The organism is Bartonella sp. B10 (genome assembly GCF_053794435.1).
Genome location: NZ_CP200030.1, coordinates 759,574 through 771,933, shown reverse-complemented (window position 1 = coordinate 771,933; position 12,360 = coordinate 759,574). Strand labels below are relative to the sequence as shown.

13 protein-coding genes are annotated in these 12,360 nt (G+C 37.1%); 5 read left to right on the top strand and 8 right to left on the bottom strand.

All coding sequences use genetic code 11. From position 1 onward, the window contains the following. Positions 1-2: 2 nt before the first annotated feature. Together V3565_RS03220 and infC are read right to left on the bottom strand one after the other, a co-directional pair. A complete protein-coding gene (locus V3565_RS03220) occupies positions 3-1,790 on the bottom strand; it encodes an ABC transporter ATP-binding protein (protein ID WP_455477781.1) in 1,788 nt (595 codons plus the stop codon). Positions 1,791-2,019: 229 nt separating this feature from the next. Then, positions 2,020-2,538, bottom strand: a complete 519-nt coding sequence (infC, locus tag V3565_RS03215) for a translation initiation factor IF-3 (protein ID WP_455477780.1) — start codon at positions 2,536-2,538, stop codon at positions 2,020-2,022. Between the two features lie 209 nt (positions 2,539-2,747). Between infC and V3565_RS03210 the strand changes: the two genes are divergently transcribed. From V3565_RS03210 to dapE, 3 genes are all read left to right on the top strand, one after another. Continuing rightward, positions 2,748-3,542: an alpha/beta hydrolase gene (locus V3565_RS03210; protein WP_455478856.1), complete on the top strand. Its 795-nt coding sequence runs from the start codon at positions 2,748-2,750 to the stop codon at positions 3,540-3,542. 18 nt (positions 3,543-3,560) lie between these two features. After that, the gene (locus V3565_RS03205) at positions 3,561-4,307 is read left to right on the top strand and encodes a M48 family metallopeptidase (protein ID WP_455477779.1); all 747 of its coding nucleotides are present in this window, start codon (positions 3,561-3,563) and stop codon (positions 4,305-4,307) included. A gap of 213 nt (positions 4,308-4,520) precedes the next feature. Then, a complete protein-coding gene (gene dapE / locus V3565_RS03200; RefSeq protein WP_455477778.1) occupies positions 4,521-5,693 on the top strand; it encodes a succinyl-diaminopimelate desuccinylase in 1,173 nt (390 codons plus the stop codon). 43 nt (positions 5,694-5,736) lie between these two features. Here dapE and hemW read toward each other — a convergent pair whose 3' ends face one another. Together hemW and rdgB are read right to left on the bottom strand one after the other, a co-directional pair. Next, entirely contained in the window at positions 5,737-6,933 is a 1,197-nt protein-coding gene (gene hemW, locus V3565_RS03195; RefSeq protein WP_455477777.1) for a radical SAM family heme chaperone HemW, read from the bottom strand. Beyond that, entirely contained in the window at positions 6,930-7,577 is a 648-nt protein-coding gene (rdgB, locus tag V3565_RS03190) for an RdgB/HAM1 family non-canonical purine NTP pyrophosphatase (RefSeq protein WP_455477776.1), read from the bottom strand. Before rdgB ends, hemW begins: the two co-directional genes overlap by 4 nt. A 314-nt stretch (positions 7,578-7,891) precedes the next feature. Between rdgB and hrcA the strand changes: the two genes are divergently transcribed. Next, entirely contained in the window at positions 7,892-8,962 is a 1,071-nt protein-coding gene (hrcA, locus tag V3565_RS03185; protein ID WP_455477775.1) for a heat-inducible transcriptional repressor HrcA, read from the top strand. A 140-nt stretch (positions 8,963-9,102) separates the two neighbouring features. Next, positions 9,103-9,774 (top strand): nucleotide exchange factor GrpE, encoded by a 672-nt coding sequence (grpE, locus tag V3565_RS03180; protein ID WP_455477774.1) that lies wholly within the window; start codon positions 9,103-9,105, stop codon positions 9,772-9,774. Positions 9,775-9,869: 95 nt separating this feature from the next. On the opposite strand, the gene thpR is transcribed toward grpE, so the two are convergent. The 4 genes from thpR to V3565_RS03160 all read right to left on the bottom strand — a co-directional run bounded on the left by thpR (position 9,870) and on the right by V3565_RS03160 (position 12,345). Continuing rightward, a complete protein-coding gene (thpR, locus tag V3565_RS03175; protein WP_455477773.1) occupies positions 9,870-10,409 on the bottom strand; it encodes an RNA 2',3'-cyclic phosphodiesterase in 540 nt (179 codons plus the stop codon). A 622-nt stretch (positions 10,410-11,031) separates the two neighbouring features. After that, complete coding sequence (locus V3565_RS03170; RefSeq protein WP_455477772.1) at positions 11,032-11,328, bottom strand: HPr family phosphocarrier protein; 297 nt, start codon at positions 11,326-11,328, stop codon at positions 11,032-11,034. A gap of 5 nt (positions 11,329-11,333) precedes the next feature. After that, entirely contained in the window at positions 11,334-11,741 is a 408-nt protein-coding gene (locus tag V3565_RS03165) for a PTS sugar transporter subunit IIA (RefSeq protein WP_455477771.1), read from the bottom strand. 139 nt (positions 11,742-11,880) lie between these two features. Further along, positions 11,881-12,345, bottom strand: coding sequence for an HPr kinase/phosphatase C-terminal domain-containing protein (locus tag V3565_RS03160; RefSeq protein ID WP_455477770.1), 465 nt, complete (start codon positions 12,343-12,345; stop codon positions 11,881-11,883). Positions 12,346-12,360: the final 15 nt, after the last annotated feature.

Genomic DNA, 12,360 nt, shown 5'->3' with positions numbered 1-12,360 from the left:
TTTCAGTTTTTAATATCAAGATGCTTAGGATTTTTGTTTTTGAATTGGATATTATGCAGATTTTTGTAAACGCTATTTTTTCTTGTGAGCAATTCTTCTTGGGTACCTTGTTCAATGAATTGTCCGTCTTGTATTACAATGATTTTATGAGCGTGAGCAATTGTTGAAAAGCGATGGGCGATTGTGATAGTTGTTCTCCCTTTAGTGAGGTGGTGGAGCGCTTCACTAATTTGTGTTTCGGTTTGTGAATCCAAAGCGCTTGTTGCTTCATCAAGAATTAATATTTCGCTGTCATGAAGTATTGCTCTGGCAATAGCAATCCGTTGTTTTTGTCCACCTGAGAGATTATTGCCATTGTCACCTATTTGTGTATCGTAACCGTTTGGCAAACCCATAATGAAATTATGAACATTTGCTGTTTTTGCTGCTTCTATAATTTCTTCATCGCTGGCACCTTCTTTACCAAGTCCGATATTATATTTTATGGTTCCTTGAAAGAGAAAAGTATCTTGTCCTACATAAGCCATAAGGTTTCGAAGAGAGCTGAATGTAATGTAACGGATATCTTGATTATTAATCAATATGCGTCCCTGTGTAGGGTCGTAAAGGCGCATAATAAGGTTGATAATTGTTGATTTCCCAGAACCTGATGGACCGACCAGAGCTGTCATCTTTCCTGGCTCTATTTCGAAATTTATGTCCTTCAACACCATTTTGTCATCTGTATATGCGAAAGAAACATTTTCGAAACGAATTGGTCCTTTAGTTTTATTCAAATCTTTAGCATTTTCATGTTCTATAACTGTAAGGGGACGATCGAGTATTTCGAACATCGTTCGGATGTTAACCAAGCCAGATTCAATTTTGACGCGTACATTTGCAAGTCTTTTTGCGGGTTCATAAACCAGAAGCAAGGCGACAATAAAGGACATCAATTCTCCCTGAACACCTGATCGTTGGTTTGCAAGATAACCGGAAAAGCATATAATACCTGCAATGGTAATGCCAGCAAGTGTTTCCATAATCGGACTTGTGATGGCCTCAAGTGTTGCAATGCTGTTTGCTTTTTGTTCAACGTCAGAAATAGCTTTATTCATGCGTTGTTTCATCAATTTTTCTAATGAAAAAGCTTTGATAACTAAAATACCAACAGTACTTTCCTGTACAATTTTGATAATTTCACCGAGTGACAGAAGTTCTTTTTCTACAAGGCTGCGCACGCGTTTTAAAGCCATTTGAACTCCTAAAAAAGCCAGTGGACCGATTATTAAAGTAATAGTAATTAGTACAAAATTTTGAATGAACATGACAAGCAACAGACCACTAACAGAGAGTAAATCACGTACAAAAGTTGTGATAATAGTATCAATAATATTGCGAGCTGCGGTGGCATTATGGGTTACGCGGACAAGAAGATCAGACGAGGCGTTATTTTGGTAAAAGGATACTCCTTGTTCCATAAGGCGCGCATAAATTTTACGCTGTTGTTCAGCAACAATACTGTTGCCTGCTTTGCTTAGAAAATAAGTTTGGGCAAAAGTTGAAATTCCTTTAAGAATAAACATGAAAGCGATGATGCTAGAAACTAAAACAATCATACTAAAATTTTTTGCATCAATGATATAATTGACGACGTCGCGTATAATCCATGCGCTGGCTGCGGTCGTGCAGGAAATTATGATCATTGAGAAAATAGCTGCACTGTACCAATGCACATGTTTATAAAAATTTTCTCGCAAAAGACGAATGATAAGATGTTTATCAAAAGAGGAAATTTGTTTTTTGCCCATGAAACGTGCTTACACTTTATCATTGTTTATGCAAGATTGAAATATCCATTATCAAAGACATCTTTTATAAGAGAATGTTTTTTTATAGAGAAGTTTGCACAAACCGATTACCGCTTCTAAAAGCACCATGCAGATTACATATAATGCTTCCAAATCATATCTCCACGCCACTTCGGATAAGCTGTACGGCCCTGTACATTGCGTTCAATAAAGAACTCCACATAAAGACTTATTTAGGAGCTATCACCATCATTACCTGACGACCTTCGAATTTTGGCTCAGATTCAATTTTAGCAATACCACTTGTGTCTTCTTTAACTCGCTGAAGAAGCTTTAATCCAAGATCTTGATGTGCCATCTCACGACCACGAAAACGTAAAGTGACCTTCACTTTATCACCATTATCAATAAAGCGATGGATGGCTTTAAGTTTGACTTCATAATCATGAACATCAACATTTGGGCGCATCTTAATCTCTTTGATTTCGATAACTTTTTGCTTTTTGCGCGTTTCAGCAGCTTTTTTTTGAGTTTGATATTTCAGCTTACCTAAATCGATAATTTTACATACAGGCGGCTCTGCATTTGGTACAATCTCAACCAAATCAAGACCAACATTCGCAGCCATAGCAAGTGCTTCTTGCGTCGCAACAATCCCCTGATGCTGTCCCTCATCATTGATAAGCTGAATACAAGGAACTCGAATATCATGATTTGAACGTGGCCCATCTTTCTGGGTAGGTGTCATTTTAAAAGGTCTGCGAATGGTTTATGCTCCTCAATTTGATTCATCTATAATGTCCTTAATATACAATTATACACAAAAAAACAACTAAAATTCATGCTTTTTTCATGATTTGATTTATTACTTTTAAGTTTAATTTGGAGGATAGAAATTTTTCTTTATACATCACGTTAGGTATATAGGTATAAATGCTCTGTGAAAGGACAATAGCAGTGGATCAAAACATTTCTTGTCAATTTTTTTCGTATAAAGATATAGCTCTTGCAGTACGTCATCGCAAAGGTAATGGCTCTCTTGGTTTGGTGTGGCTTTCTGGTTATCGATCCGATATGTTAGGTAGCAAGGCAATGATGGTTGATATTTTTGCCCAAAAAAATGGCTTATCCTGTTTACGTTTTGATTATTCTGGTCATGGAGAGTCAGGAGGTGATTTTTTTCAAGGAACGATTTCACGTTGGGTTAAGGAAAGTTTAGCAGTTTTTGAAACTTATTGTGAAGGACCACAAATTTTGATTGGTTCTTCTATGGGTGGGTGGATTGCTTTGAAGCTTGCTATGATGTTAGCACAAAAAAGTAAAATTCTTGCTGGCATGGTTTTAATTGCACCGGCTCCTGATTTTACAAAAACATTAGTAGAATCAACATTAAGCTCTGCAGAATGGAAAATTTTGGAAGAAAAAGGATACATTGAACGGTCTAAGGTTGGTGATGTGAAGCCAATGCCCTTTACAAAGGCATTGATTGAAGATGGACGGGATAACTGCGTTATGAAAGGATGTATTGATGTTAAGTGCCCGATTCATATTCTTCAAGGGATGGAAGATAAAGATATACCCTATCAACATACGTTAACTTTACTTGATCATTTACCCTTAAATGATGTGACATTAACGCTGGTTCGTGATGCAGATCACCGGTTTTCACGTCCGCAAGATTTAGATTGTATTGAAACAGTGTTGAGGTCATTAATTGATCGGATTAATGCAGAAAAGGATCAAAGCCATTAGTAATGAAGATTATAATGCATGACTCTTTATGAACAGTACTTCAGTTTTTCTGATAAGGTTGTGCCTATACAAGTGCGAGAAAATAGGCGTGCACGTCGTTTGATATTACGTATTGATGCAGGAGGTCAGGGAATTTGTTTAACAACACCACCGGCTATAAATATCTGTTTAGTCCATAATTTTATAGAAAAACACCGATCATGGATTGAGGCACGCCTTGCACGTATACAATCTTCTTCCCAAAATGTTTATATTAAAGAGGGTACAACGATTCCCATATTAGGTATTGCGCATACTATCAGGCATCGAGAAGGGCGTGGGGTGTCTAAAATTATTACAGGTAATACGGGACAGGAGCCTGAAATTATCGTTTATGGTCAATTAGAATATTTACCAAGGCGTGTTGCTGATGTTTTAAAAAAACATGCTGCATTTATTATAGCGCCGTTGGTGGCGTATTATGCAGATAAAGTAGAGCGTAAAGTAAAATCAATTTACTATAAAGATACCAAAAGTATCTGGGGATCTTGTTCAATAGATGGACGGCTTTCCTTCTCTTGGCGCCTTGTTATGGCACCAAAAGAGATTATTGAGTATGTTGTCGCGCATGAGGTATCTCATCTTATTGAAATGAATCATGGACCACAATTTTGGGCTATTTGTGAAAAATTGTGTTTTAACAGTAAAATTTATCGTGCTTGGTTGAAGGAAAATGGCCATATGCTTCATGCGATTAATTTTCATTCATATAAATTAAAGGTATGAAAAAACTCGAATAGATGCAATATTCTATGGAACTTTTTACTTAGTATTTTGTTATACCTTTGCTTTTTTACGTAGTAGGGAAGCCATTGAAGCCTCAGCACGATTGTCTTCCCCTACTTTGTTGCTGAGTGTCTTCAATGTTTTTTCTTTATCTTTTTTGTAATTCAGCGTAATAACTTTCGATAATTTTTAGTTTAAATTGGAAGTGCTTTTATGCCTGATCTTACAGATCCTGTTCATTTATTACAGGCGCTTATTCGTTGTCCTTCTATTACACCCCATGAAGCGGGTGCTTTATCAGCTTTGGAACACTTTCTAAGAAAGATGGAATTGAGTGTTGAGCGTCCAGTTTTTAGGGATAAAAATACAAAAGATGTTGAGAATCTTTACGCAAAAATGGGGAAAAAGGGTCCGCATCTTATGTTTGCTGGTCATATTGATGTGGTTCCACCAGGTGAGCTAAAAAATTGGAAATATCCTCCCTTTGCAGGTGTGATAGATCAAGGAAAATTATACGGGCGAGGTGCCGTTGATATGAAGGGCGGGATCGCGTGTTTTATTGCAGCCCTAGCTAGAATCCTTGAGAGACAAACCATTAAAGGAATGATAAGTTTTTTGATTACTGGTGATGAAGAAGGTCCGGCTGTCAATGGTACAATAAAACTTTTGAAATGGGCAGAGCAGAAAGGTGAAAAATGGACTGCAGCTCTTGTGGGAGAACCAACAAGTGTAAAAACTGTTGGTGATGTAATAAAGATTGGTCGTCGAGGATCACTTTCTGGTATCATTACGGTTAAAGGTTGCCAAGGTCATGTCGCTTTTCCTGAACGTGCTGCTAATCCATTACCTTTAGCAAGCAAGCTTATCCAAGCATTGATACAAACTCCTTTGGATAATGGAACAAAGAACTTTCAGCCAAGCAATTTGGAATTAACGGCCATTGATACAGGTAATCCTACGGTGAATGTTATTCCGGAGCAGACAAAAATCCATTTTAATATACGCTACAATGATCTTTGGACAAAAGAAACACTCATTGTAGAAATTGAGAAACGGCTTGCTGCAGTGCAATCAGACAATAATTGCACTCAATTACCATACTATCAGCTTGAATGGCTACAAAGTTTAGGGAACGTTTTTATAACTAAAAATGACAAGCTCATTAAAACTTTGTCAAATGCTATTAAAAGTGTAACAGGAAATATACCTGAGTGCTCAACTTCAGGTGGTACTTCAGATGCACGGTTTATTAAGGATTATTGCCCCGTAGTTGAATTTGGTTTACCGGGGCAAACTATGCACATGGTTGATGAGTGTGTGGCTCTTGATGCAATGGAAATTCTCACTTCTATTTATGAGCGGTTTATTCTTGACTTTTTTGCATAGAAAAGGAATTGCATTTTGATAGCAAGTTACGGTTATGGAGGTTTTAGTTTGCTAATTGGCTGATGATGTAGTCAAGAAGGATACGTCCTGTTGTCGTGATTTTTAAGCGCTGGTTTCCTGCCATTTCTATCAATCCTTGTTGTTGTAAATTGATTAGTTTTTCTATTGGTAAGCTGGGGCTTAAAGTTTCATAGCGTGCAATATCCAAACCTTCTGAAAGGCGTAGCCCCATAAGCAGCATTTCATTTGCTTGTTGCACTTTGGTTAATTGTTCTATTTCGATACAACCATGTCCTGTAGTTTCTACCAACTCGAGCCACTTTTCAGGGTATTTTTCATTTATTGTGACAAAGCGTTCACTGTTCTCAATTTGAGATGAAGATGCTTTTGAAAAGTGAGAAAAATCATTCGGTGATTGTCTGATAAAGCGTCCATGTGCTCCTGGGCCAAAACCTGCATATTCATGATAACGCCAGTAAAGAAGATTATGAGCTGATTCGGCACCAAGAGCTGCATGGTTTGATATCTCATATGCTGGAAGCCCGTTTATGGTGGTTATTTCTTGAGTGAGATGATAAAGATCTGCTGCGAGATCTGATGTAGGAAGAACAAGCCTTCCTGCGTTATGCAGTCGTTGAAAAGCAGTACCTTCTTCGATAGTTAGTTGGTAAAGAGAAAGATGGTCTGCTGCTAAATCAATAGCTTGAGAAAGTTCACATTCCCATTGTTTGAGTGTTTGTTCGGGGCGGGCATAAATTAAATCAAAGGACAAACGTGGAAAGATTTTCCGCGCTAAAGCAATGGCATGAAGAGCCTGTTTTACATCATGGAGACGGCCAAGTTGTCGCAGTGCTTTATCATTGAGCGCTTGCACACCTAAAGATAAGCGATTAACTCCTGCTGCACGGTATCCGCGAAAACGGTCAGCTTCCACACTGGATGGGTTTGCTTCTAGTGTGATTTCAGCTTTATCATCAACTGTCCACTTTCTTGCAATCGTTTGCAGCAAGGCATCAACCGTTTTAGGTGTCATAAGGGAAGGAGTTCCGCCGCCAATAAAAATACTCGTAATATGACGTGGGCCTATTTTGTGGTACTGTGTTTCTATTTCGCGTTCAAAGGCAGCAGCAAAACGTTGTTGATCAATTCCATTAGCGCGAACATGTGAATTAAAGTCGCAATAGGGACATTTTGCAGTACAAAATGGCCAATGAATGTAAACGCCAAAGGGTTTATTCATGAGAGAGCCAACAGGTTTTCTGATAAAAGCTTGAAGGCACGCGCACGATGCGAGAGGGGTGTTTTATCATTGAGTTTCCATCCGTGTTTTTGCTCTGTTGACATTTCACCAAAGGTATTTTCATATCCATCTGGTAAAAAAATCGGATCAAAGCCAAAACCTTTATTTCCACGTGGAGGCCAAACGAAAGTACCTTCAACACTGCCATGGAAATAATCAGCATAACCATCTGGCCACGCGATGCAGATGACTGATATAAATCGCATTTTTCGTTGTTTTTTTTCATGGGCTCCGATTTTTTGAAGTTCATCTTCTATTTTTTGCATAGCTTTTATGAAATCACGTGTTCCATCAGATTGAGTCGCCCAATCAGCTGTATAAACACCTGGTGCGCCGCCTAAAGCATCTATTTCCATTCCAGAATCATCAGAGAGAGCAGGAAGTCCTGCATTTTTTGCAGCTGCAAAAGCTTTAATATAAGCATTTTCTTCAAATGTTGTTCCTGTTTCCTCAGGTTCACACAAACCAAGTTCTTGTGCTGATTGTATTATTAAACCAAAGGGAGCGATCAATGTGGTAATTTCATGCAATTTATTAGCATTATGTGTGGCAATTATAAGTTTTTTAATTGCTATACTTCTCATATATATCTCTCCAGAAATGAAGGGGATAGCTATTTACTGTGTTTAAAACTGGATTAAATGATCACATGATATGAGTCTTGCTATATTTTACAAGGTATTATCTTCCCGTTTATTCGTTGATAGTTTATTTAAATGAGCTTTCTTGTATTCAACGAGGATAATAATTGAAAAATGCATAGAAATGCCTTTTTTTGATGATAGTATTTTTTATAATCAGTATGTGATATTCTTCTGTATTGCTTTATACTATTTGACCAGATCCTTAGCAAAACTTATATAAGAAGAAAGTGTTTTTAAGTAGTGAAACAATTGTGATGAAGCATAAGTCTATTGATGATGAACTAAAATGCCTTGATGAACGTTCACGTGATGTTTTTCGTCATATCGTTGAAGCTTACCTTAATGATGGTGAGCCTGTGGGCTCAAGAAATCTTTCGCGACTTTTGCAAAAAGCATTATCACCTGCAACGGTTCGTAATGTTATGAGTGATCTCGAACATCTTGGTTTAATTTATGCACCTCATGTATCTGCAGGGAGAATGCCGACGCAATCAGGTTTACGGTTTTTTGTTGATGCATTTATGGAAGCAGGTGATTTGCCAATTGAGGAGCGCGAAAGTATTGAAACTCAAGTTAAAGAAGCAGGTCATGCACAATCAATTGAACATTTTCTTGTTCAAGCTAGTCAAGTTCTTTCAGATCTTTCGCGTGGAGCAGGGTTAGTTTTAGCAACGAAACATGAAGGAACTTTAAAACATATTGAGTTTGTACGACTTGATGGAGAGCATGCTCTTGCAGTTTTAGTAACACAACAGGGTGAAGTTGAAAATCGTATTGTTCGTTTACCGGAAGGTGTTACCCATGCACAATTAGCAGAGGCGACAAATTTTCTTAATGCCCATATTCAGGGACGTACATTAAGTGAAGCTAAAGAAGAAATTGCACGTTTGTGCTCAGAAACGCGGGCTGCTCTTGATCATTTATCTCATCGTCTTGTTGAGACTGGATTAGCTCTTTGGGGAGGAGAAGATGCTAATCATAAAATACACCTTATTGTTCGTGGTCGGAGTAATCTGCTTGAAGATGTAAAGGCAGAAGAAGATTTAGAACGTTTAAGGCATTTGTTCGATGATCTTGAAACTCGTGAAAGTATGGCGCAGTTGCTTGATTTAGCAGATTCAGGTTCAGGGGTTCGTATTTTTATTGGTTCAGAAAATAAATTGTTCTCGCTTTCTGGTTCTTCTTTGGTTGTGGCTCCTTATTGTGATTCACAGCAAAGAGTCATTGGTGCTTTAGGGGTTATTGGTCCAAAACGGCTTAATTATGCAAGGATTGTTCCTATGGTTGATTATACGGCTCAACTCGTATCGCAGCTGTTGCGATAGATTGCGCCAAAATAATTCATAACAATAGAGTACTTTTATTGCAAATGCACATTGTGTTAAGATATGAAAATATCTCTTGATTTTTGTCTGTAAAATTTCGATATCGATGATAACAAATCTTATGAAGGAATGGAGTTTTTATGTCTGATGAAAAAAACAAATTTACTGATACTTCATTTGAAAATTGCGATTTAGAGGATTCTGCTGATCGTGATGCTTTTATACAAGATGCAGATGAATTTTTAAAAATGCATAAAGAAGAAGCTCATGCAGATGTTAAAGAGGAAGAGAGCGCTACTGATTCATTGGTTACTTTACAAGATGAAAATAAAGAACTGAGAGATCAGATTTTACGCCTTGCTGCAGATATGGAAAATTTGCGGCGTCGTACTGCGCGTGATGTGGCTGACGCAAAAGCTTATTCTATTGCCAATTTTGCACGCGATATGTTATCTGTTTCTGATAACCTAAATCGTGCTTTGGAGGCTATTCCAGAAGGTGCTCGAGAAAGCGATGCTGGTTTAAAAACATTAGCTGAAGGTGTTGAAATGACCGAGCGTGCAATGATAGCAGCGTTAGAGCGTCATGGCGTAAAAAAAATTCATCCAGAAGGGCAAAAATTTGATCCTCACTTTCATCAAGCTATGTTTGAAATTCCTAATGCTGATGTTCCGGATAATACTGTCCAGCAAGTTGTTCAGGCAGGTTATATTATCGGTGAACGTGTTTTACGTCCTGCGATAGTTGGTGTAGCTAAAGGAGGAGCGAAGGAAGCTTCTATCGAGTCTGATACATCACAAACACATCAGTAATAATACGCTCAGTGCAAAAACAAGGCATTGCGCGTAATCTCATGTTTTGAAGTATCTTCTTAGGGAAATGCTACAAATGGTATTAAAATTCTCTTTTATGCTTTTAGTGCCCAACTTCCTTTTACAATATAAGGATTATCGTTCATAGGGGATGGTGATAAAAATAACACAAAATGGTTGATTTCAAAAGGGGGAAGTAAAAAATTACTCCGAGAAGATAGATAAGTAGATAGATCATTAGGTTTGATATCAAGTAATCGTGCGATAGTTATATGTGGAGTGAATGGTCTTTTATCCGGAGTCAATCTTAAGTAGTTCTGAATATATTGCATCTGTTTTTGTAAAAGGTTAAGGATTTCACAAAATTTAATGCGAATAATGAGAGAATGAGGAGCATCTTTTGAACCAAAAATTTCAAAGTCGTGAGTATGTAATGTAAAAGGGGGAAGCTTTATTGTGTCAAAAGCATGCATAAGCTTCCTTGCTGTAGAATCTTCAATTTCACCAAAAAAAGACAAAGTAATGTGAAAATTTCGTGGGTTGATCCATTGTGCTTTTGGCAAGCCGTTTTGCAACGACACGAGTTTTTTCGTTATGTTTTGGGGAATTTGAAGAGCACTAAACAAACGTGGCATGATACCTCCTTATGGTTGAAAGGTGGTTCCATAGTTGCATTGGTGGATTAATTAGTAAACGGAACCGATTTACTAGAGAGAAGGCAGTAATACGGACAAAGAATGGCTAAAAAGTAGCTATTAATATTTACAAAAGCTATAAACTTAATCTACAAAACTGAGCTATTTAAGACTAGGTGGTCGTATACATGCAAAAAGCGCTATATTTACGTGAAAATTTTACCATAACAATATTGATCACTTGTTTTCCCAGTTATTAAAATCATTAATAGTCTATAATAAGAAAATTAATAGATTTTTGATTATAAGCATAATTTTATATTCTCTTAAATGAGATTTACAAATATTGAATCATTGATATTGAGTGTGATAATAATTATCGTGATTAAAAAGTATTCAAATTGGTTGAATCGTGTAAAAATGAGACTAATGCATATATTATTACTGCTATTGTAAACCTTTATATCTGTGTGGTAGTAATAATGATGCAAATATTTGCATTAATAATGAATATTAGCCTGATCTTGCTAAGAAAAAATAAAAAAACCAATTAAAATGATTGTAAGAAGAGTTTTCTCTTTATTTCGTAAGGGTGAATGATAGCCTTTTGGGGCAAGATTCCTTAATTTTCCTCTCCAAATTTATTATTTATGAGTTCCTCAAGGGCATTGAGAGCATCGATTGCTTCTGGTCCTGAAACATGGATAGTGACATTGCAACCGGATGAAGCAGCTAACATCATAAGTCCCATTATTGATGAGCCACCAACGATTTTTCCATTTCTCTCGACTTCAACAATGGCATTAAAACTGTCAACAATTTGTACAAATTTTGCAGAAGCACGTGCATGCAATCCACGTTTATTACAGATATTTAGATGTCGACTCAATACATTCGGGATAGTTTTTTGAGAAAGCATCGGTATTAACTATCTGCTAAAAGCATACTTGTAACATTAATATATTTTCGTCCTGCTTCTTGTGCTATTTTTAAGGCTTCTGATAGCGAGATATCAGGGCACTTTCGGATGGAAATCAATTTAATAAGCATGGGCAGATTAACGCCTGCAATCATTTCAATATGCCCTTTTTTAATAACAGAAATCGCCATATTTGATGGTGTTCCACCGAACACATCTGTTAATATGATTACGCCATGGTTTGTATTTGTGGATGAAACTGCAGCTATAATATCACCTCGGCGCTGATCTATGTCATCATCAGGATAAATGCATATTGTTGCGAATTTTTCTTGCGTTCCAACAACATGTTCTACAGCATGTAAAAACTCAACAGCCAACCTACCGTGCGTTACAAGCACGATTCCAATCATTTTACAAATACTCCCATTAATAAGTTAATAAGAATTTGATCATATAGCAGAAAGATTATTCTACAAGGCTTTACTGTACTGCCAAGGAAAATTTTCAAAAAAAAGGCAAAAATAATGATTTTTTTCTATTTTGAAAAAATTAGACAGATTTGAGCCATATTTTTCTAAAAAAGAATGCTTCAATTGCTTGACAAATGGCTGTACAATCTGCTTCCAGAAGACTTGGTAGTTTTAAAAGGGGAATATGCAAATTCGCAAATTTAAAAGTTTGATTTGTGGGAAAGCGGTCATATTCAGGACCAAGCAAAATAACGCAGTCGATAGTTGTTCGTTTTTCACATTCTATTGTGTACAGGCCAACACCGCGAATCTCAATACCGCCCTGCAAACCTTCTGGAGTGTAGCCATAAAGTTTTTCATTTTCTACACAAAGCATTGTATAGTCATCACTTATAAGTTTTGCTTCACGTCGCGACCATTCAGCACGGTCTAGCAAAGAAAGGGTCAGAGTTGATTTTCCTGATCCTGATGGACCTAAAATTAACAGTCCTTTGCCTCCAAGTTTGAGGCAATTTGCATGAAGCATTTCGTGTTTTGTTGTCATGCTTTTTGCTTTGGA